Annotated in this window: 18 protein-coding genes; 2 read left to right on the plus strand and 16 right to left on the minus strand. The window is 65.2% G+C overall.

Features of this window, described 5'->3' with window-relative positions; genetic code table 11:
• Nucleotides 1–72 precede the first annotated feature (72 nt).
• On the plus strand, nucleotides 73–1,011 hold the full coding sequence (locus ACWFUC_RS16355; protein WP_121040041.1) for a LysR family transcriptional regulator: 939 nt from the start codon (nucleotides 73–75) through the stop codon (nucleotides 1,009–1,011).
• On the opposite strand, the gene ACWFUC_RS16360 is transcribed toward ACWFUC_RS16355, so the two are convergent.
• From ACWFUC_RS16360 to ACWFUC_RS16435, 16 genes are all read right to left on the minus strand, one after another.
• Entirely contained in the window at nucleotides 1,008–1,997 is a 990-nt protein-coding gene (locus ACWFUC_RS16360; protein WP_166675059.1) for a methyl-accepting chemotaxis protein, read from the minus strand. The genes ACWFUC_RS16355 and ACWFUC_RS16360 overlap by 4 nt on opposite strands.
• A gap of 1 nt (nucleotide 1,998) precedes the next feature.
• Nucleotides 1,999–2,373 carry a response regulator gene (locus ACWFUC_RS16365; protein WP_034309554.1) on the minus strand — a complete coding sequence of 125 codons (375 nt, stop codon included), beginning with the start codon at nucleotides 2,371–2,373 and terminating at the stop codon, nucleotides 1,999–2,001.
• A 76-nt stretch (nucleotides 2,374–2,449) separates the two neighbouring features.
• Nucleotides 2,450–2,689, minus strand: coding sequence for a hypothetical protein (locus ACWFUC_RS16370; protein ID WP_034341450.1), 240 nt, complete (start codon nucleotides 2,687–2,689; stop codon nucleotides 2,450–2,452).
• Nucleotides 2,686–5,097, minus strand: a complete 2,412-nt coding sequence (locus tag ACWFUC_RS16375) for a chemotaxis protein CheA (RefSeq protein ID WP_489625419.1) — start codon at nucleotides 5,095–5,097, stop codon at nucleotides 2,686–2,688. Before ACWFUC_RS16375 ends, ACWFUC_RS16370 begins: the two co-directional genes overlap by 4 nt.
• Entirely contained in the window at nucleotides 5,094–5,480 is a 387-nt protein-coding gene (locus ACWFUC_RS16380) for a response regulator (protein WP_034309545.1), read from the minus strand. Before ACWFUC_RS16380 ends, ACWFUC_RS16375 begins: the two co-directional genes overlap by 4 nt.
• On the minus strand, nucleotides 5,477–6,337 hold the full coding sequence (locus ACWFUC_RS16385; RefSeq protein WP_489625420.1) for a CheR family methyltransferase: 861 nt from the start codon (nucleotides 6,335–6,337) through the stop codon (nucleotides 5,477–5,479). Before ACWFUC_RS16385 ends, ACWFUC_RS16380 begins: the two co-directional genes overlap by 4 nt.
• Complete coding sequence (locus tag ACWFUC_RS16390) at nucleotides 6,337–6,951, minus strand: HEAT repeat domain-containing protein (protein ID WP_489625421.1); 615 nt, start codon at nucleotides 6,949–6,951, stop codon at nucleotides 6,337–6,339. The genes ACWFUC_RS16385 and ACWFUC_RS16390 overlap by 1 nt, the downstream gene beginning before the upstream one ends.
• 13 nt (nucleotides 6,952–6,964) lie before the next feature.
• Nucleotides 6,965–8,086 carry a chemotaxis-specific protein-glutamate methyltransferase CheB gene (gene cheB, locus ACWFUC_RS16395; protein ID WP_489625422.1) on the minus strand — a complete coding sequence of 374 codons (1,122 nt, stop codon included), beginning with the start codon at nucleotides 8,084–8,086 and terminating at the stop codon, nucleotides 6,965–6,967.
• Between the two features lie 33 nt (nucleotides 8,087–8,119).
• A complete protein-coding gene (locus ACWFUC_RS16400) occupies nucleotides 8,120–9,733 on the minus strand; it encodes a chemotaxis protein CheW (RefSeq protein WP_489625423.1) in 1,614 nt (537 codons plus the stop codon).
• Between the two features lie 46 nt (nucleotides 9,734–9,779).
• Complete coding sequence (locus tag ACWFUC_RS16405) at nucleotides 9,780–11,696, minus strand: methyl-accepting chemotaxis protein (protein ID WP_489625424.1); 1,917 nt, start codon at nucleotides 11,694–11,696, stop codon at nucleotides 9,780–9,782.
• Nucleotides 11,697–12,066: 370 nt separating this feature from the next.
• Nucleotides 12,067–12,711, minus strand: a complete 645-nt coding sequence (locus tag ACWFUC_RS16410; RefSeq protein WP_489625425.1) for a LuxR C-terminal-related transcriptional regulator — start codon at nucleotides 12,709–12,711, stop codon at nucleotides 12,067–12,069.
• Nucleotides 12,712–13,054: 343 nt separating this feature from the next.
• Nucleotides 13,055–14,716 (minus strand): MFS transporter, encoded by a 1,662-nt coding sequence (locus ACWFUC_RS16415; protein WP_134222306.1) that lies wholly within the window; start codon nucleotides 14,714–14,716, stop codon nucleotides 13,055–13,057.
• Between the two features lie 569 nt (nucleotides 14,717–15,285).
• Nucleotides 15,286–16,488, minus strand: coding sequence for a TIGR03364 family FAD-dependent oxidoreductase (locus tag ACWFUC_RS16420; protein ID WP_489625426.1), 1,203 nt, complete (start codon nucleotides 16,486–16,488; stop codon nucleotides 15,286–15,288).
• Nucleotides 16,489–16,643: 155 nt separating this feature from the next.
• Complete coding sequence (locus tag ACWFUC_RS16425; protein WP_039788217.1) at nucleotides 16,644–17,675, minus strand: putative 2-aminoethylphosphonate ABC transporter substrate-binding protein; 1,032 nt, start codon at nucleotides 17,673–17,675, stop codon at nucleotides 16,644–16,646.
• An 81-nt stretch (nucleotides 17,676–17,756) separates the two neighbouring features.
• Nucleotides 17,757–19,514 carry a putative 2-aminoethylphosphonate ABC transporter permease subunit gene (locus tag ACWFUC_RS16430; RefSeq protein ID WP_489625427.1) on the minus strand — a complete coding sequence of 586 codons (1,758 nt, stop codon included), beginning with the start codon at nucleotides 19,512–19,514 and terminating at the stop codon, nucleotides 17,757–17,759.
• A 12-nt stretch (nucleotides 19,515–19,526) separates the two neighbouring features.
• On the minus strand, nucleotides 19,527–20,615 hold the full coding sequence (locus ACWFUC_RS16435; protein ID WP_489625550.1) for a putative 2-aminoethylphosphonate ABC transporter ATP-binding protein: 1,089 nt from the start codon (nucleotides 20,613–20,615) through the stop codon (nucleotides 19,527–19,529).
• Nucleotides 20,616–20,952: 337 nt separating this feature from the next.
• Here ACWFUC_RS16435 and ACWFUC_RS16440 point away from each other — a divergent pair, with 337 nt between their 5' ends.
• The gene (locus tag ACWFUC_RS16440) at nucleotides 20,953–21,477 is read left to right on the plus strand and encodes a hypothetical protein (RefSeq protein WP_489625428.1); all 525 of its coding nucleotides are present in this window, start codon (nucleotides 20,953–20,955) and stop codon (nucleotides 21,475–21,477) included.
• Nucleotides 21,478–21,504: the final 27 nt, after the last annotated feature.

Genomic DNA, 21,504 nt, shown 5'->3' on the forward strand with positions numbered 1-21,504 from the left:
GATTTTGTTGTAAAGTCGCTTTTTTCGATTGATTGATCTGCTTTCCAGCATAATCCAATCCCGTTTTCCACCATGCACGCCAACCTCTCCACGCGCCTGCTGCACGCCTTCCTGGCCTTGGCCGACTGCCGTCATTTCGGCCATGCAGCCGAGCGCTGCCATGTGTCGCAGTCCGCCTTCAGCGCCATGATCCAGAAGCTGGAAACCGCGACCGGCGCGCGCCTGTTCGAGCGCGATACCCGCAACGTGAGCCTCACGCCCGAAGGTGAAGTCTTTGTCGAAGTGGCGCGCCAGCTGGTGGCGGACATGGAGGCGGCGCTGGCGGACATGAACGATTACGTCGCACGGCGCAAGGGCAGGGTGGCCATCGCGGCCTTGCCATCGCTGGCGGCAGGCTGGCTGCCGCCGGTGCTGGCGGCTTACCGGCAACGTCATCCGGGTGTGGCGGTGGAGCTGTTCGATGCCATATCGGATCAATGCCTGGACCTGCTGCGCCAGGGCAAGGCCGATATCGCCCTTACCGCGCCGGGCCCCAATCTGCTGGAGTTCACCACGCAGCCCCTGTGCGCCGACCCGTTCTACCTGGTCTGCCGCAAAGACCATGCGCTGGCCGGCAAGCGCCGCATCAAGGTGGCCCAGCTGGCCGGGTGCGAAATGATCCACCTGGCGCGCTCCACCAGCGTGCGCCAGCATCTGGATGCCGTGCTGCGGCCGGGCGCGGTGATCCACACCGGGCTGGAGGTCGAACACCTGGCGACCCTGGCGGCCCTGATCGAAAGCGGCTTGGGCGTGAGCGTGGTGCCGGAGCTGACGCTGTTCCAGTTCCGCCTGCCCAATCTGGTGGCCATTCCGGTGGACGCGCCCGAGCTGGTGCGGCCGCTGCTGATCGTCACGCCCAAGGAGCGCAGCCTGTCCATCGCCGCACAAGGATTGCTGGACCTGATCCAGGCCAAGGCGCGCGCTGAAAGCGCAACCCCCGCGCGGCGCGGCCGCAAACCACAGGCTTCCTAGAACAATTCCATGGCCGGCAAGTCCGGCTCGCGCACCAGGTGGCGGTGCTCCTGTTCCACGTAATCGATGACCACCTGCGCGATCACCGTGGCCGCCTCATGCGCGGGCAGGATCACCGTGGTCTCGCCCGCCATTTGGGCCAAGGCCGCATTGCGCCGGTCCACGGCGTACTGGACGCGCTCCACGCATTGCCGCACTACGTCCTGGAACTGCAGATGGCCCAGCATGTTGCCGGTGGTCGCGACCAGTTCCTCGCCATGCGCCATCATCTGCGCGTATTGCTGGTCACTGGTATCGCGCACGTGCTCGAAGCTGCTACGCAGCCTGCCCACGGCCTCGGCGGTGGCGGCGATGCGATCGAGGTCGGCCGCCGACTGGGCTGTATTGCCGCCCAGTTCGTCGTGCAAGGTCTTGCGCACTTCCGACAAGGTAGTGCGAATCCGCGCCGCTGCGGTATGCGAATTGGCTGCCAGGTTGCGTACCTCCGAGGCGATCACCTTGAAAGCCGCGCCTTGCGGGCCGGCACGGCTGGCCTCGATGGCCGTGTTGATCGACAACAGGTGCGACTGCGTACTGATGCCTTGGACGCTCTGCGCCAGGTCCGAGAGATTGTCGATCTCCACGGCAATACGGCCGATGCTCTCGACGTCGCGGCGCATGCGTTCCGGCAGGCTCTTGAGGAATTCCGTCATGGCGACCAAAGCATCGACCGTCTCCAGCATCTCGTCGCGTACGCGCTCGTTTTCCTGGCTGGCACGCTGCATGCGCTCCAGCAGTTGCGCAGAGCGGTCGCACAGGGCGCGCGCTTCGCTCATGATGGCCAGCGAGGAATTCTCGGTCTGCTCCACCGCACCCTTGAGGCGCACGGCGATTTCTTCGTCGAGTTGCATGCTGGCCACCAGGGCAGCCTGGCAGGTCGGTCCCGGTTCCACCGGCATGTGCGGCTGGGCGCGTACCCGGGTGCGCAGGGCGTGGATGATTCCCATGTCAGGCTCCCGGCAGCACCTGTTTGACGATCTTGAGCAGCTCGGCGCCCGGCACCGGCTTGACCATCCATCCGCTGGCCCCGGCACTGCGGGCTTCATCGCGCTTGGCCTGCTGGCTCTCGGTACTGAGCACCAGGATGGGCGTGAAGCGGAAACCCGGCAGGGCGCGCGCCTTGCCGATGAATTCGATGCCGCCCATGTTGGGCATGTTGATGTCGGTGATGATGAGATCCGGCTTGGGCGCCTGGCCCAGGCGGGCCAGGGCGGCCGCACCGTCGTTGGCCGTGATGACCTTGAAGCCGGAAATTTCGAGATTGTTTTTCAGGCTCAGGATCATGGTGCCTGAATCGTCCACTACCAGGATGGTCTTGCTCATTTGGGTACTCCTTGCTGGTTGATGCTGCTTGTCTGGCTTGTCTGGTTTGTCCGGGTTGTTGGCGGCGCAGGCGGCCTCAGTGCTGCGGCAAGGCCGCGCGCAGCCATTCGCTGAGTTCCGGCGCGCCCGGCCAGGCGCTGATGCTGGCTGCACTTGCCATCAAGACCTGCAGGCAGGCCGTATGTACATGCTCGCAGGCGGAGAGGTCCACCGGGGCCGCCGGATGGCCGGCCACCAGGGCCAGCAGGGCCTCGGCATCCTCCACGGCCAGTACGCCCGCACAGTGCAGGGTGTCGTCCTTGAATTCGATCGTCATTTCAGCAGCTCCTTGGGGTTGATGACCATCAGTACCGAGCCGTCGCCCAGCAGGGCCGATCCGGCATAGGCCGTGAGGCCGGCGAGCACGCCCGAGAGCGGCTTGAGGATCACTTCCACCACCTCCCGGAAGTCATCGATCACCAATCCCAGGTACTGCCCGTGCACGCGCAGGATCAGGGTCGCCCATTCGTCGTGCTCGTTGCAGCGCTGCGGGGTGTCCAGTCCGAGCAGGCTGTTCAGTTCAAGCAGCGGCACGATGCGCCCGCGCAGGACGGCGGCATTGTGCTGCTTGATGCGGTGTACGTCGGCGGCCGGGACGCGCACCGTTTCCACCACCGCTTCCATCGGCAGGCCGTACTGCACGCCGCCGGACTGCACGATCATCACGTTGGTCACCGCCATCGACAGCGGCAACGACAGTTGCAGGCGGGTGCCCTGGCCGGCCTGGCTCTCCAGCTGCACGCTGCCGTGCAGGCGTTCGATGGCGGTGCGCACCGCGTCCATGCCCACGCCGCGCCCGGAGAGATCGGTGACGGCCTCGGCCGTGGAGAAGCCGGGCAGGAACACCAGGTTCACGGCCTCGCGGTCGCTCATCCGTTCCAGTGCCGCTTCATCCACCAGGCCGCGCGCATAGGCCTTGCGGCGGATCACGGCGGGGTCGATGCCGCGCCCGTCGTCGGCGATCTCGATGACCACGCAATCGGCTTCCTGGCGTGCGCTCATGACCAGCTTCCCGGTGGCCGGCTTGCCGGCGGCGCGGCGTTCTTCGGGCGTTTCCATGCCGTGGTCCAGCGCATTGCGCACCAGGTGAACCAAGGGGTCGGCCAAGGCCTCGATGACGTTTTTGTCGGCCTCGGTGGTCTCGCCTTCGAGCAGCAGTTGCACCTCCTTGCCCAGCTTGCGCGCGATGTCGCGCACCAGGCGCGGGAAGCGCTGGAACACGAAGGACACCGGCATCATGCGCACCTGCATGATGGCATCCTGCATCTCCTCGACGATGCGGTTGATGACCGCATGCTGGGCCCGGATATCGCGGCCCAGCTCGCGCTCGCCGTACTGGTTCTCGGCACGGGAGGCCAGGTAGGGCAGGCCGTTGCGGGCCACCACCATCTCGCCGATCAGGTTCATGAGGCGGTCCACTTTTTCCTGTTCCACCTTCAGGACCCGCGCGCCATTGCTGTCCTCGGCACGGCGTCCGAAATTGACGGGAGCCTCTCCCTCGGGAGTTGCGGGGGCGATTGCCGCCGTCGCCGGGGCGGCGGCCGCCGCCACCGCGGCCGGTGCGGCGATTTCTGCCGCGATCATTTCTTCTTGTACATCAGCGTCTGCGCTCATCTCGGCCACCGACTGCACTTGCGCATGCTGCTCGATCCAGGCCACCACCGGCGCCACGCTCGACAGCGCAAGGGCTTCCTCGGCGCAGGCTTCCAGTGCCGGCAAGACATCCAGGCGTCCGATGGCGCGCATGCAATTGGCGATGGTCGTGACGGCGGCCTTCAGATGGCCCGGGACCCAGGGCGCGCCTTCGAGTGCCCACAGTGCATCATTCTGGGTTTGCACGATCATCAGCGCATCGTTGGCCCGGGTCTGGTCCTTGACTTCGATGGCCGCTGCCGGCAGGGCGGTGATCCAGAACTGGCCCGGCACGTAGCGGAAATGATCATCCAGCAGGCTGCGGTCGGCGGTCGTTACTGCCTGGAATACCAGGTTGGCACGATAGGCATCCAGCTCGGCCAGGGCAGGCCAGGCGCTGCCGGGCAACACGCGGCGCCACAGCACGCCCGGCATCTGCGCGGCCAGGCGCAGCGGATCCTCGCCCTTGAAGAAGCATTCCGGTTCCGGCGTGTATTCCACCCACAGCAAGGTCTCGCCATTGCGGGCTGCATCCGCCCACGCCATCCGCAGGCTGGCCGGCACCCGGCCCAGGGCCTCGGCCATGCGGCTGCGGGCGGCCTCTTCAGCCGCGCGCTGGCTCGCTTGGTGGGCATCGCCACCGCCCTGGGCCAGCTGCATCCCGCAGCGCTGGCGCAGGCGGGCCACCAGTTCTGCGCACGGGGCAGCCTGGACCGGGTCCGGCTGGCCGGCCAGTTCGATGTCGTCGAACTGGCGTGCCACGAAGTCCATGGCTTCCAGCAGCAGGTCGGCCATCTCGCGGTCATAGGCGACCTGGCCGTCGCGTACCGCACTCATCAAGTCTTCGGCCGCATGCAGCACCCGGAACATCTCGGGAAACTCGAACAGCCCGCAGTTGCCCTTGAGCGTATGCACCACGCGGAACAGGGACTCCATCAATTCGGGATCGGCCGGCTGGCGTTCCAGGGCCAGCAGGCGGCTGGCGATCTCCTGCAGGCCGTCGCGCGACTCCTGCATGAATTGCAGCAGCAGGGGAGAGAAGGCGGTCGTCATTGCGTTTCTCCCAGCATCAGTTTGACGTTGCGCAGCAGCGGCACGGGGCGCGCCGGCTTGACGATGTAGAGATTGGCACCGGCCTCGAAGGCCTTGCGGCGATCGCATTCCTGGGCTTCGGTGCTGACCATGATGGCCGGTGCCTGGGGGATGTCGTGCTGGCGCAGGGCGCGCAGGAAAGAGTAGCCATCCATTTGCGGCATGTTGACGTCGACCACGTACAGGTCGAAGGGCTGCTGGCCTTCGGCACAGGCGGCCAGCGCCGTCTCCAGCGCCTCCAACCCGTTGCTGGCTTCGCGGACGGTATAGCCGGCGTCCTCGAAGATGGCCCGTTCATACAGACGGACGGTGGCAGCATCGTCCACGATGAGGATATGTTTCATGCTTGCTCCAATGGCTTCTGGTAGACGATCGCTTGTGCAAACTTGCGGATCGCAAACAGCGATGAGATGCGGCTCATCGACTCCGAGTGGCCCAGGCAGATGAAACCGCCCGGGCGTAATACGTCATAGAGGGCTTCAGCGGCACGGCGGCGCGAGGCGTCGTCGAAGTAGATCAGCAGGTTGCGGCAGAACACCAGGTCGTAGTTGCGGTAGGCTGCCACTTCGGCACGTTCGTTCAGGTTCACGCGGGTAAAGGCCACGACCTCGCGCAGGCTGCGGTTGATGCGCCAGTTTTCCCCCTCGCGGGTGAAATACTTCTGCAGCCAGGCGGCCGGCAACTGGTGCACGGCACGCGGCGAATAGAGGCCGGCCTCGGCCTGGGCCAGGATGCGGGTGTCGATGTCCGAGGAGACGATCTCCACATCCCAGCGTGCCAGTTCCGGCCAGCGTTCCAGCAGGTACATGGCCACCGTGTAGGCTTCCTCGCCGGAAGACGACGGCATGATCCAGATGCGCATCGGTTCGCCGCGCGGCTTGCGCGCCACCAGCTCGGGCAGCATCGACTGCACCATGCAGTCGAACTGGTAGTGCTCGCGCATGAAGTAGGTCTCGTTGACCGTCATCTCGTTGACCAGCCGCTGCCATTCGCGGCCCGAGGTCTCGAAGCGCAGCAGCGAGAAGTACTCGCGGAAGTCGGCACAGCCGGCGGCCTGTATGCGGTCGATGAGGCGCTTGTCGACGAAATAGCGTTTGGTCGATTCGAAGTGGATGCCGCTGCGGCGGTAAAAATATTCACGGAAGCGCTCGAAGTCTTCGGCGCTGATGCTGCGGGTGGGGGCTTCTGCAGAAACGTTCATTACGCGCCCCGTCCAAGCCGATTCAGCAGCAGGCGCCCGGCAAACGTGATGTAGGGCTCGTCGGCAAAGCGGCGCATGAGCGTGGTCACCGGACCGATGGCTGCCGGCGTGCCGATGGTGGTCAGCACTTCCAGCGCGGCACCGCAGACGTTGACATCGGTCTCGGCATCGATCAGTTGCAGCAGCCAGTCTTCCACTCGCGCATGGCGCAGCGTGTCGAGGATGCCCACGGCCAGGATGCGGATATCGTTTTCCGGATCAATGAGCATGTGCGCAATCACGGGAGCCACCTGCTCGGGCATGCCGCGCAGGAGGTCGATGGCGGCGTTGCGCAGCCACGCGTCCTCGCTGCGCAGGCAGCCGGCCAGGGCTTGCACGGCCTCATCGCCGGGCGTGGCCGCCAGGGAATCGAGCAGGGCCGTGCGCACGGCCAGGCTCGATTCGCGTTCCAGGGCATCGAGGATGACCGGTACCGCCTCCGGCTGTCCGGCCAGGGTCTGGGCCGCACTGCGGCGCAGCGCCGGGTCCGCCGCCTGCAGGCTGGCCAGGGCCGTGGCGCGGGCCACTTCCGGGATACTGGCGCTGGACATTCCTGTGGACTTGTTCAAGGGCATGATGGATTCCGTGTCAGTGTGAGTCGTGTTGGGTGAAGGGGCACAGCCACTGGATCAGCTGGCCCGCAATCCGGTCGGCCGGCAGTACGCTGCTGGCGCCGCCACGGCGGATCAGTTCGGCCGGCATGCCAAAGACCACCGCGGATTGTTCGCTTTCGGCGATGGTGCGTCCGCCGGCTTGCCGGATCTCGGTATAGGCCTCGGCCCCATCGCTGCCCATGCCGGTGAGCATGACGCCCACGATGGCCTGGGGCGGATACAGCTGCAGGGCGCTGGCCCCCAGCAACTGGACCGAGGGATGCCACAGCTGGGTCGCGTCCGGCGGGCGGCTGACCAGCGTGGGTCTGCCGTTGCGCGTGGTGAAGATGCTGTCGGCACCGCCCTTGCAGACATAGACCGTGCCCGCTTCCAGCGGCATGGGCTGCGCCGCCTCGACCACGCGCAGGGCGCACAGACGGCCCAAGCGCTCGGCGAAGGGCGCAGTAAAACTGGTTGGCATGTGCTGCGCCACCACCACCGGCCAGGGGAAGTGCGCCGGCAACTGCGGCAGGATGCGCTCCAGCGTGCGCGGGCCGCCGGTAGAGACTCCGATGACCACCACTCCTGGCTGGCGGGCATCCAGCGGCGTGGAGGGGGCTGGTGCCACTGCCGCTGATCCGACAGGATCGGCCGGCCGTGCAATGGTGCGGGTACGGGCTGCGCTGCGCGGCGAAGGGACCGGCGGCACTGCGTCGGGCCCGCGCACCTTGGCCTTGGCAGCGCCCCGTACTTTGGCCACCAGTTCGGTGCGCAGCACATCGATGCCCAGGCTGATGGTGCCGCCCGGCTTGGCCACGTAATCCACCGCCCCCAGGGCCAGGGCTTCGAAGGTCGCCAGCGCCCCCTGGGCAGTCAGGGAGGAGAGCATGATCACCGGCACCGGACGTTGCAGCATCATTTCCGCCAGCGCTGAGAGACCATCGAGTTCGGGCATGTTGATGTCGAGGGTGACGACATCGGGCGCGAATTCCAGGTTCATGCTGACGGCTTCGCGGCCATTGCGAGCAAAGGCCACCGCAAAGCCACCGGCCTGCTCGAAGAGCTCGCCCAGCTGCTTGCGCATGAGGGCTGAATCATCGACGATGAGCAGCTTCATCCTTCTCTCTCCTGTCCTTTCTCGTGCGTAGGCTTACGCGGCTTGTCCCATGCCGGCCAGCAGGGCCAGCTCTTCGCCTTCCACCAGGTAGCGGGGTTCCACCAGCTGGATCATGCGTTTCTGTTTCTCGATGTTGGCCATGCGCGAGAGCAGGCGCACCTGCTGGCTCGACAGCGAAGGCGCGGGCCCGATGGCGCGGCGTTCAATTTTGAGGACCTCGGCCACCGAATCGACGATGAAGCCGGTGCACACCTGGTCGATCAGGAACACCATGATGCGCTGGCGATCACTGCGCTCCAGCCGCGGCAGGCCCAGCCGCATGCGCAGGTCGATCACCGGCAGTACGGCGCCGCGCAGATTGATGACGCCTTCCACAAATGTCGGGGCGCGCGGTACGTGGGTCAGTTGCTCCGGCACGCGCACGATCTCTTGCACGCTGTCGATGGGCACGCCGAATTCCTCGTCGCCGAAGCGGAACACCACGACCTGCTCCTCATCGTCGCTGCGGGTCTCGGGCTGCTTGTCCTGGTTCATCTCGTTGTCCTCCAGCAGGGTTTCGATGGCCGGCTGGCGCAGCAGGCTCACGGCATCGATCACCGACACCAGCCGCTTTCCGTTGTCCAGCCGGCAGATGCGGGCGATGTCAGCCATCCCCTGGTCACGCGCCAGCAGCGTGGGAACCGCTTCCACGGTGTTCAGCGCCACCCGCAGCACTTCGTTGACGGTATCGATGACCACTCCCACGGCGCCTGCCGATTCCCTGGCCGCCGGGGCGACCACGGCGATGCGGCTGCTGTGGTCCTGCTGGCGCGGCGGCAGGCCGAACATGTGGCGCAGCGATACCAGCGGCAAGAGCCGGTTGCGCAGGGTCATGATGCCCAGCACGTGCGGCTCCGCATGCGGCACTTGCACGATGGTCTGGGGCATCTGCACGATTTCCTGCACGTCTTCGATGGCTACCGCATATTCCTGGCCGGCCACCATGAAGCTGACCAGTTGCAGTTCGTCGCCACCCTGAGCCTGCACTTCCTCGGCGCTACCGCCATCCATGGCGGCCTGGCCGGCGCGCGTGCCGGTAGCGGCTTCGGCAAATTCGGCCGCCACCAGGCGGGTAAAATCCAGCACCATGATCATGGGGTGGCCGCCGACGTCCTTGATCAGGCCGGACAGCAACTCGGTGCGCACCGAGGAGGCGATGCAGGCCACGTCTTCGATCTGGCGCAGGTCCACGCCGACCACGCTGGCCACGTGATCCACCACGAAACCCAGCGGCTGGCCAAGGTCGATCACCACGGCACGGCTGGCATCGTCGGCCGGCCGGTCCGGCAGCCCGAAGATGCGGCTCAGGCTGACGATGGGCAGCACCTTGCCGCGCAGGTTGGCCAGGCCCAGGAGGGCCTGCGGGGCCAGCGGCACGTGCACCACTTCCGGCACGCGGATGATTTCCTGTACCGGCGCCATGTCCACGCCAAACACCTCGTCGCCTACCGTGAAGGTGACGAACTGGCGCAGTTCGGAGTCGCCGGTGGCAGGCGGGGGCAGGTCGTCGTCGGCTGCGCCACCGTAGGCCGGCGGCGTCGCTGCGCCGGGTGCGGGCGCGATGGCGGCCGGGGCCACCTCGCGCTCGATGAGGGATGCGTCATTCATGTTGTGTGTGCCTTTCTCGGGTCCACGGGTTCACTGGAGCAGCGAGTCAGGTGCTTTGCAGCTCATCGGCCAGCGAGGCCACTTCCTCGACGGCGGCGGCCAGTTGCTCGGCCCCTTGGGACTGCTGGCGCGCGGCGGCAGCGGCTTCGGTGGCGGCGCGGTCGGCTTCCTGGGCGGCGGCGGCAATCTGCTCGGTGCCGGTGCGCACCTGCATGATGGCCGCAGCCACCTCGCTGGCGGCCGACAGGATTTCCTGCGTGCCTTGCTCCACGGCGGCCACATCGCTTTCGATGCTGATCAGGGCGCTGGTGATGGCCTTGGCTTTTTCGGCTTCGCCGATGGCAGCGTCGGCAATTTCTTCCAGGTCGCGTTCGACCACGGCGATCTGGTCCTGCACTGCCTTGACCAGGTCCTTGATGTTGTCGGCATTGCCGGCCGAGTCGTGGGCCAGGTTGCGGATGTCTGTCGCGACTACCACGAAGCCCTTGCCGAACTCGCCGGCGCGGGCCGCTTCGATGGAGCCGTTCACGGCCAGCATGTTGGTCTGGATGGAGACCGTGGTGATGGCATCGACGATCTTGTCGATGCGGCGCGAGACCAGGGCCAGATCCTTGATCTGGCGAATCGAGGCGCGTGAGGCGTCCACCGAGTTGGCGATGCCGGCGATGAGCGAATCGACGGCCTTCTTGTTCTCGCCCAGCAGCGCCCGGATCGCAGTGGCGCGTTCGCCGCTGGTGCCGGCGCGTGCTTGTGCCACCTGCAGGCCGCGTGAGATCTGTTCGATGGCCGTGGCCGATTCTTCGGTGGCCACTGATTGCACCTGCGTACCTTTGCGGATCTGTTCGATGGCCGACATGATCTGGGCGCTGGCGCGGCTGATTTCCTGTACGGCCGCCGAGAGTTCTTCGGCACTGGCGGCGACTTCTTCGGCACTCTTGGCCACATCGGTGGAGTTCTTGAGGTCTTCGGACAGTTCCGAGAGCGCTTGCGAGGTGGTTTCTGCTTCCGACAATGCCTGGCCTTGCTCGGCCACGGTCTTGGCGGATTCGACGGCAGCGGCCGATTGTTCTTCGGCGGCAGCGGCGATTTCCTGGGCGCCATCAAGCGCCTGCTTGGTCGCGGCGACCGACTGCTGGGCGCCTACGGCAATTTCTTGCACGCCGGCGACGATCACCTGGGCATCGCGGCGGATGTTCTCCAGCTGGGCGCTGATCATCTTGCCGCTTTCGACCTCGCCCAAGACAGTGGTGGCGGCCGCGCCGATGCCTTCGACCACGGCCTTGACTTCACGCTGGATCTGGCCGACCAGCTCCTGGATCTGCTTGGCGCTTTTTTCCGAGGTCTCGGCCAGGGTGCGCACCTCGTCGGCCACCACCGCAAAGCCCTTGCCATGCTGTCCGGCGCGGGCCGCTTCGATGGCCGCGTTCAGGGCCAGCAGGTTGGTCTGGTCGGCGATGCGGGCCACGGCCTTGACGATGTCGCCGATGTTGGCGGCCTGCTTTTCCAGTTCGGCCACCATGGTCACCGAGCTGGACTGGCGCTGGGCGGCGATGCCCACGTTGGTGACCAGGGTGGCGATATCGCCGCTGGTGCGGGTGACTTGGTTCTGCACGGCCAGCATGCGCGCCTGGCTTTGATCGGCATTCTGCAACTGGCGGCCGATGGCCTGCTCGACCTGACGGAAGGCCGCCAGCGACTCCTGGGCGGCGCTGGAGGCCTGTTCGGCGCCGCGCGCGATCTGGTCGGAGGCGCTTTTCAGTTCTTCGGTGGCCGCCGAGGCCTCCGAGATGCCGGCGCTGAGTTCGGCGGTGGCGGCGGCGATACGCTCGGCGGCCTGCTGCTGCTTGGCCAGGGTGCGGGCCTTCTTGCGCAGGGCATCGGCCTGGCGCGAAGTCGAGGCGGCCGCGCGCTGGTCGGTTGCACCCTCATAGTTGGAGTTCTGGATAGTCTTGACGAGCGCCATGTGCGCCTCCTGGAAAAAAGTTGTGCTCAAACGGACGGTCTTGCAGGAGAAATGGTAGGCGGCAATATTGCCGGGCGGAATCGGTTCCGGTCCTAGGAGATACATAGGAAATTTCCTAGGCAAACCGAGCAGCCCGGTTGCGCTTGCCTAGGGCCGTGTTGACGCCTTGGCCATGTGCGCAGGACCGCGCTTTGCGCAAGGCAAGCGCGAAGCACGCGTGCCGCGGTCAGCGGGCGCTGGTCCGTACAAAGGATGGGGTGGAAAGTCGCCGCACTGGCGTACCGGGTGGCAGGAGCTGGGACAGACAGGGCGCGGGAAGTTGCGCGAAGAGATCAGGAAAAAACGGCTGCAGCAGCTGCTGGAGGAGGGCTCAGGTCTGCCGTTCCACCAGGTTGTTCTTGACGGCCCACAAGACCAGCCCGACCACGTCGCGTACGCCGATGCGGTCCATGATCTGGGCGCGGTGGGCGGCGATGGTCTTTTCGCTCAGGTCCAGTTCGTAGGCGATTTCCTTGGTCGTCTTGCGATGGGCGATCATGGCCAGGATCTGGTGCTGGCGCGGCGTAAGCGGATCGGTCTGGGTCTGCCGGGCGGGCCCCGTGTAGAGGCAGTGGCTGATCATGGACTTGGTCACGGCCGGGGTCAGGTAGCACTCGTTGCGGGCCACGGCCTGCAAGGCGATATCGAGTTCAGCGGGATTGGATTGCTTGAGCAGATAGGCCGCTACCCCCATGCGCATCACCTCGGCCAGCAGCTCGGCATCGGGCTGGTTGCCGACGATGACCACGCGGCTGGCAGGGCATTTGCTGCAGATGTCGGCCAGCAGGGCCAGTCCCTTGCGGGTGTCGGTGGAGATATCGATGATGACCGCGTCCGGCGCCACGCTCTGGATCACATGCAGGGCCACCGGCCCGGCTTCCACTTCGCCAATGACTTGTTGGCCTTCCAGCTTCTCGATCAGGCAACGCAGGCCCGCGCGCATCATGATCTGATCGTCCACCAGAACTATGTTCATGTTCAGGATCCCCCACTGAGCAAATTGATGTGGCAACCCTCAGTGTGCCAGCGACAGCGCACGGCACGCGCAGCGGTCTCGGGATGCCTATTCTCAGCGGTGAATTTACCGGTTTTTCTTAATCATTTCAATCAAATATATCGAATAACTGCAAATTCATCAGAAATATGATTTTTGATGAAGATGATCTGGTCATTCTGTTCACGTTCAGCACGCCCATTCGCGGCTGTTACGCCTCACCCATGAAAAAAACGGGCGCAATCATCATTGCGCCCGGTCCGTATGGCTTCGCGCTGCGCCGTCCTGCCTTGGGGGCCGGGCGGCGAGCACCTCATTGCGAGTGTTACTCGTGGATGTTGTTGCGCACGGTTTCCTTCACGAACAGCAGACCGATCACCACGGTGATCAGCGAGATCACGATCGGATACCACAGGCCGTAGTAGATGTCGCCCTTGAAGGCCACCAGTGCGAAGGAGGTGGTGGGCAGCAGGCCGCCGAACCAGCCGTTGCCGATGTGGTAAGGCATGGACATGGAGGTGTAGCGGATGCGGGTCGGGAACATTTCGACCAGGCAGGCGGCGATCGGGCCGTAGACCATGGTCACGTAGATCACCAGGATGAACAGCAGCAGCAGGACCATCGGCTTGTTGATCTGCTCCGGATCGGCCTTGCTCGGGTAACCGGCGGCCTTGATGTCGTCAGCCAGGGCCTTGGACAGTTCCTTGTCCTTGGCGGCGGCGTCTTCCTTGGACAGGCCGGCGGCATCATACGAGGTGATGACGCGGTCGCCGATCTTGACGGTGGCCACCGAGCCCGGGGCACCAGCCACGTTCTGGTAGTTCACCGAAGCGGCCGACAGCTTGGCCTTGACGATGTCGCAGGACGAGGTGAACTTCTTGGTGCCGGTCGGGTTGAACTGGAACTGGCAGCTGGCCGGGTCGGCGGTGACGATCACCGGGGACTTTTGCAGTGCGGCTTCCAGCGCCGGGTTGGCGAAGTGGGTCAGGCCGTTGAAGATCGGGAAGTAGGTGACGGCGGCAATCAGGCAGCCACCCAGGATGATGGGCTTGCGACCGATCTTGTCCGACAGCGAACCGAAGAACAGGAAGAAGGGCGTCGCCAGCAGCAGCGCGGCGGCGATCAGGATGTTGGCGGTCGGGCCATCCACCTTCAGGGTCTGGGTCAGGAAGAACAGGGCATAGAACTGGCCGGTGTACCACACCACGGCTTGACCGGCGGTCAGGCCGACCAGCGCCAGGATCACCAGCTTCAGGTTCTTCCATTGGCCGAAGGCTTCGGTCAGCGGGGCCTTGGAGGTCTTGCCCTCGGCCTTCATCTTCAGAAAAGCCGGGGACTCGTTCATGGACATGCGGATCCACACCGAGATGGCCAGCAGCAGGATGGAGACCAGGAAGGGAATGCGCCAGCCCCAGTCGGCGAAGGCGGCTTCACCCACGGCCGTACGCACACCCAGGATCACCAGCAGCGACAGGAACAGGCCCATCGTGGCAGTGGTCTGGATCCACGCGGTGAAGGCACCGCGGCGGCCTTCGGGCGCGTGCTCGGCCACGTAGGTGGCAGCACCGCCGTATTCACCGCCCAGCGCCAGACCCTGCAGGATGCGCAGGATGATCAGGATGATCGGGGCGGTGATGCCGATCGAGTTGTAGTTGGGCAGCACGCCGACGATGAAGGTCGAGGCCCCCATGATCAGGATGGTCACCAGGAACGTGTACTTGCGGCCGACCAGGTCACCCAGGCGGCCGAACACCAGCGCGCCGAAGGGACGCACGATGAAACCGGCAGCAAAGGCCAGCAGGGCGAAAATGAACGCGGTATTGGGGTCGGTGCCGGCAAAGAACTGCTTGGCGATGATGGCCGCCAGCGAGCCGTACAGGTAGAAGTCATACCATTCGAAAACGGTGCCTAGCGAAGAGGCGAAGATGACTTTCTTCTCCTCCGGGGTGATGCCGCGCGCAGTCGTATTGACTGATGCTGTGGTCATGTCTGTCTCCTTGGTTTTAATGAGTGTGCTACTGCATGGAATGCAACCAGGTACTCGGGGCAACAGGGCAACAATGCAACAGATGGCCGAATGGGGCGTTATGCAAGAACGCACCGGAGAACAAAGCATGAAGAGCATGCAAAGCATGAAACATCGACACCCCTCGCTTCCCCGTCTGACACAAACCGCGATATTGGCTTCGCATTGCTTGCGTAAGGACCCACTTGTCCATGCGGCGAGTGTGCGACGCCAAACTTACGCAGGACTTGCTCCAAACTTACACAAGCTTACAGCGCAGCAAGTCGATTTCTGGTTGCGACGCAGCAGCAAAAAGCGCGTCAGCCAAGGCCTTGCGGGGTGGTGGTGGATATTGCGGCGCAGCGACTGCAGCGCGCGGCTCGCCTTTTGGGGAGGATGCTCAAAAAGATTTTTCTGTTAGGAATCAGCACGGGCAAGTGAAGCGTCGTGCCAGGCATGCGGATCAGCGGCAGGCCCTCCCGGGCGGGACGGCAGGCGGGATGGCGGTGACAGGGCGGCATCACCGCCCTGTCACCGCTCAGGTGCGGGGATCAGGCCAGCGCGGTGGCCGGGGTTGCTTGCGCTGTCGGTGTGGGCAGGCTGTCGCCCTCCAGCAGCGCCTTGACCACGCGTTCGCCCAGGCCCAGGCCAACGCTCATGCCGATGCCGGTATGCATCAGTACCACCGAGGTGTGGTCGTCGATGGCCAGGGCCGAGAACGGGCCCGGGCCCTTGCTGCCGTAGACGCCTTGCCAGCGCTCGATCACCTGCACGCGCGAAGCCAGGGTATGTTCGACCAGGCCGATCAGCAGTTCATCGATTTCCTCACTGTTGAACGGGGGCGAATCGGTACCGTAGTGATGCGAATCGCCGACGATGAGCTCCTGATACGGGGTCGGGCTGACCAGAAGGTGGATGCCGTGCTTGTTCAGCAGCGGGGCGTTCGCCTCGATCTCCGCGTGCACTGCGCGGGCGGTCGGCAGGTCCGAGAAAGCGCCGTAGTGGGTGCAGGACAGGCCGGTCAGCACGGCATGGGTCAGCGGCACCGCTTCTTCAGTCTTCAGGCGCAGCATCTGCAGGCGGCACTGCTTCAGGTTCATCGGCTGCAGACGGTCGGCAAAGAGCGTCAGGTAATCGTGACCCGAGCACACCACCACGCGCTCGGCGCGGAATTCTCCGGCCGTGGTCGAGAGGCGGCCGTCGGCGGTGCCATGCACCAGCGTGTTGAAACGGAAATGCACGCCCTGCGAATGCAGGTAGGCCACCAGGGCCGGCATGGCTTCGCGCGAATACAGCTGCAGGTCTTCGGTGCCGTGCAGGGCCGAGCGGTGATGGCGGAAACGGCCGTTGTAGAGCGCGTCCAGCTTGTCGCCTTCGAGCAGGGAGGCGCGGTAGTCGTACTGGCGTGCACGCACGGTCATGAATTCCAGCAGCACGTCGTGTTCGGCCTCGCTGCGGGCAAACAGCAGGGTGCCAGCTTCACGGGCGCTGAAATGCGCGCGCGCGGCCAGGTGCAGCCAGAGGGCGCGGCTTTCGCGGGCCAGGTCCAGCATGATGCCGGGCGGCTGGCCGGTCACCAGGCCCATGCCGAAGTTGCGTACGGACGCGCCCAGCGGCGTGCCGGTGCGTTCGAAGACGGCTACCTTGAGGCCGCGCTTGACGGCAGCATAGGCGTGGGCGAGGCCAAGGATGCCGGAGCCGACCACGGCCAGGTCGAAGTGCTGCGGATCGTGTTCTGAGAGGGAATTGTTCATGGGAAGTGCTCCATCGGAGTCAGTTGCGAGATGTCGTGTGGCGTCTTGTGCGGGGACGCTCTGGCGGCGTCCTGCGGTCCTCTCCGTGCGCCGTCACGGTGCGGCCCGAAGGTGTCGGGCCCGTGACGGCGCGGTATTGCGGGCAAGTCCTGGAATTACTGCTTCTTCTCCGACTTGCTTTCGTAACGCTTGCTCCACTCGGTCAGGATGCGGTCACGGCTGGTGCTGGCCCAGGTGAAGTCGTTCTTGATCAGGCGCTTTTCATAGTCGGCCGGCAGCAGCTCGTCCGGCTTGGCCACGCCAGGAATGGCGACCACGGCGAAGTTCTTTTCATACAGGGCCATGGCTTCCTTGCTGGCGGAGAAGTCGGCCAGTTTCTTGGCGGCTTCCAGGTTCTTGGTGCCCTTGACGATGGCGGTGGCTTCGATATCCCAGCCCAGGCCTTCAGACGGCAGGATCACGTCGATCGGTGCGCCTTCCTTCTTGGTCTTGACGGCACGGTACTCGAAGGCGATGCCGATCGGGAATTCACCGGTGGCGGCCTGCTTGCAGGGCTTGGAGCCGGAGTGGGTGTACTGGCCGATGTTCTTGTGCAGGGCGTCCATGTAGGCCCAGCCTTTTTCTTCACCCATCATCTGCAGCCAGGCCGAGACATCCAGGTAGCCGGTGCCGGAGGAAGCCGGATTGGGCATGACGATCTTGCCGGCATAGACCGGCTTGGTCAGGTCGGCCCAGGAGGTCGGCTTGGGCAGGCCCTGCTTTTGCGCTTCCACGGTGTTGAAGCAGATGGCCGAGGCCCACACGTCCATGCCGACCCAGGCCGGCGGATTGGCGGCGCTGCGGTACTTGGCGTCGATCGCTGACAAGCCTTGCGGGGCGTACGGGGTCAGCATGCCTTCCTTGTCCAGCAGGGCCAGGCTGGTGGCGGCCAGGCCCCAGATCACGTCAGCCTGCGGGTTGGCTTTTTCGGCCAGCAGCTTGGCGGTGACGATGCCGGTGGAGTCGCGCACCCACTTGATCTCGATGTCCGGGTTGGCCTTCTGGAACGCGGCCTGGTAAGCCTTGATCTGGTCGGCTTCGAGGGCGGTGTAGACGGTCAGCGTGGTAGCGGCGTGGGCCTGGGCCGAGAACAGCAGGCCGGCACCGATCACCGATGCGAACAGGGAAAACAGCTTGGTTTTTTTCATGATGGCCTTCGTCAGTGAATGGCTGGGTTGAAAACGCGTCGGGGACGCAAGGTGGAGAAATCGTAGGGCTGCCGGTCCGGCTCAATGCGCGCGTCCACGGCGCCAGGCCTGGGCCCGCGCCAGCCAGCGGCTGCCGGCCAGGTGCATGAAGAGCGAGGCCGCAGCCGAGGTCAGCAGGATCAGCGTGGACATGGCGGCCGCCGGGCCGACATCGCCGGCGTCGTCCATGTTCAACACCGCCACCGAGGCCAGTACCGTATCCGGGCGATACAGGAAGATCACCGCCGACACCGTGGTCATCGAGGACACGAACAGGTAGCGGAAGATCTCCAGCATCTGCGGCAGGCACAGCGGCACCGTCACGCGCAGGAAGGTCTGCAGCAGCGGCACCTTCAGCGACAGCGAGGCCGCTTCGAATTCAGGATCGAGCTGCTTGAGTGCGGTGACGGCGGTGAGATGGGCCGTGGTGTAGAAGTGCACGATGGAGCAGAGCACCAGCAGTGTCATGGTCCCGTAGAGGAAATTGAACGGGTTGGACGGATGGTTGAAGAACAGCAGGCTGCCCAGGCCCAGCACCAGCCCGGGCACGGCCATCGGCAGGAAACTCAGCATGCGCAGCAGGGGTGCGAGCCAGGCCTGGCCACGCGTCTTTTCCATCAGCCAGGCACCGGTGAAGATGACCAGGGTCCCGGCCACGCTGGTGCCGCAGGCCAGTTTCAGGCTGTTCCAGTAGGCCAGCCAGCCGCCGCCATCCATGTTGTCGAAGTCGTAGTGCTGCAGCGTCAGTTGCAGGTTGTAGGGCCACAGCTTGACCAGGGATGCCCCCATGGCCACCACGATCATCATCAGGATGGCCGCCGCAATCAGGGCCACCGCCAGCAGGTTGATGCCATCACGGCGCCAGTCGGGGCGGGGAACGTAAGCTTCGGAGCGGCTGCTCATGGTGGCGCGCTGGCGCCGCTGCAGCCAGGCGTCCAGGGCAAAGGTCAGCAGGGCCGGCACCAGCAGCAGCAAGCCGATCAGCGCACCGCGTCCGAACTGCTGCTGGCCGACCACGGCCTTGTAGGCCTCCACGGCCAGCACGCTGTAGGCGCCGCCGGTGATCTTGGGCACGCCGAAGTCGGTAATGGTGAGCGTGAACACCAGGCAAAGCGCTCCGAAGATGCCGTAGCGCGTGGCCGGCAGGGTGACGGTGGTGAAGATGCGCCAGCGCGATGCGCCCATGGCGTGCGCCGCGTCGTACAGACGGCCATCGGCCTGCGACAGCGCCGACAGCAGGATCATCATGGCGTGCGGGAAGGTGTAGAACACTTCGCCCAGCAGGATGCCCCAGAAGCCGTAGATGCTGCCATCCATCCACTCCTTGAACAGGCCCTGGTTGCCGAACAGGTAGATCAGTGCGATGCCGGGCAACAGCGACGGCGCCAGCAGCGGCAGCAGGCCGATGCCGCGCCACAGGCCCTTGAAGGGAATGCAGGTGCGCTGCAGGGCGTAGGCGAACACATAGGCCAGCGGCACCGTCACCACGGCGGTCACCGTGGAGACCCACAGGCTGCGCCCCAGCATGGGCAGGAAATTGATGTTGGCGAACAGCGTCACGAAAGGCTGGCTGCCCGCCCAGTTGCCCTCGGGCGTCAGCACGGCTTGCGCCAGGATGAACAGCAGCGGACCGCCCAGGCCCAGCAGGAGCAGGGCCAGCAGCATCCATTTCATCGCGCCCGGCAGCCACTGGCTGCGGTCGGTCAGGGAACGCCGCGCCGCTGGGACGCCAGCTTGGGTGCGATCGCGCGCCAGGGCAGGCATGGGGGAGGTGGGCGGCAAGGAAGATTGCATCGTCATGAACGGTCCGGCTCAGGCAAAGACCTGCAGGGCCTGACGCGGCAGCGCCACCCACAGTCCGTCGTGCGCCGGCAAATCGGCCAGGCGCTCGTGCGATTCACCGCTGACATCGGCCAGCAGCGTCTGGCCCGGCAGGGCATCGGCCGCCAAGGCCAGGCGATAGCGGTTGCCGAGATAGATGCGATCGATCACGCGTGCCTGGAAGCGGTTGGCGCAGGACTCGGTGGCAAACAGTTCCACCGCTTCGGGGCGGCAGAACAGGCGACCGGTTTGCAGCTCCGCTTCTTCAGGGCGGACTTCGAAGCGCAAGGCCCCGACCGTGACCTGCGAACCCGAGATGCGCGAAAACGGCAGCCAGTTGGCGTGGCCGATGAAATCCGCCACGAAGGGCGTGGCCGGGCGACGGTAGATCTCGGCGGGCGTGCCGAACTGTTCGATGCGGCCATGCTGCATGACGGCGATGCGGTCGGCCATGACCATGGCTTCTTCCTGATCGTGCGTGACCATCAGGGTAGTGATGCGGAATTGCTTCTGCAGGCGGCGGATTTCCAGTTGCAGGTGTTCGCGCACCTGCGCGTCCAGGGCCGAGAGCGGTTCGTCGAGCAACAGCAGCGAAGGCGAGGGGGCCAGCGCGCGCGCCAGGGCCACCCGTTGCTGCTGGCCGCCTGAAAGCTGGCCGGGATACTTGGATTGGCTGCCGGCCAGGCCGACCATGGAGAGCATTTCCGTGACGCGCTCCTGGCGTGCCTGGCGCTTCATATTGCGCAGGCCGTAGGCGACGTTGTCGGCCACGGTCAGATTCGGGAAGAGGGCGTAGGACTGGAACAAAATGCCGTAATCGCGCGATTGCGGCGGCAGATCGGAAATGTCGCGGCCAGCGGCGAAGATCTGGCCGGCATCCTGGCGCTCCAGGCCGGCGATGGTGCGCAGCAGGGTGGTCTTGCCGCAGCCCGAGGGACCCAGCAGGCAGACCATCTCGCCTTGGCGCACTTCCAGCGAAACGCCGTCCAGCGCGGTGAAGGCGCCGAAGCGCTTGTCGATGCCGCGCACCGACAGGAAACGCTCGTTGCCGTCGGTGTCATCAGGCGGGCAAACCGGCATCGCAAGGGCGGCGGCGGAAGAGGGTGTCTGCATCATTTCGGAGGGTTTCCAGCTGGTTCGCGATGTTGCCAAAAGGCAGTCCCCATGCGGACTTTCGCCGGATGGACTGGCCCGTTCAGAGGCAAGCGGATGGTACGGGCCAAATATGACTGCTGGATGACACCCCCTGCTGTGATAGCAGCCCGGAATCCTTGCTATAGATTGAAGCTATGGATCATCTTGGAAGCTCTCGCGGCGAGGGAATCCGGGCGGCGCAACGCTGTCCAAATTCGGTCCGATCATTCATTGACGCCATGCGGCGAGTGAAGCAAGATCGGACAGTGATCAGGAGGAGAAAATGAACAAATACGGTAGGCCTGCCCGCCGGCCGGGCGTGCGCCTGGCGATGTCGGGCGTGGGCATTGCTGCCATGCTGGCGGCCTGCTCCGCACCCGAGAGCACCCAGCAGGAGCGCGATGCGCTGGCGCGCTCCCTGATCGAGCAGAAGAAGACCACCGAGGATGCCACCTCCACCGCCACCACCGTCGACGGCTACAAGGTCGACCTGGCCAAGCGCATTTCCCAGGTCAATTTCACCAGTGTCTACGTGGAACGCCCGCAGGCCTTGCTGCGCTCGGTGATCGTCATCAAGTACGTGGTCAATGGCGACGGCAATCTGGTCAAGAGCGAGATCCTGCGCAGCAACCGCGACAAGCACGCCGAAGCCAGCGCCCTGGGCAGCCTGAAATCGGCCGCTCCCTTCCCCAAGCCGCCGCCGGCGCTGCTCAAGCAGGGCCGCATCGAACTGTCGGAGAGCTGGCTGTTCAACAACGATGGCCGCTTTCAGTTGCGCAGCGTAGCCCTGGCCCAGATGGACCGCTAGCGGCAGCCTTGCCAAAGATGCCGCCCG

Source organism: Herbaspirillum sp. Her4 (genome assembly GCF_057961335.1).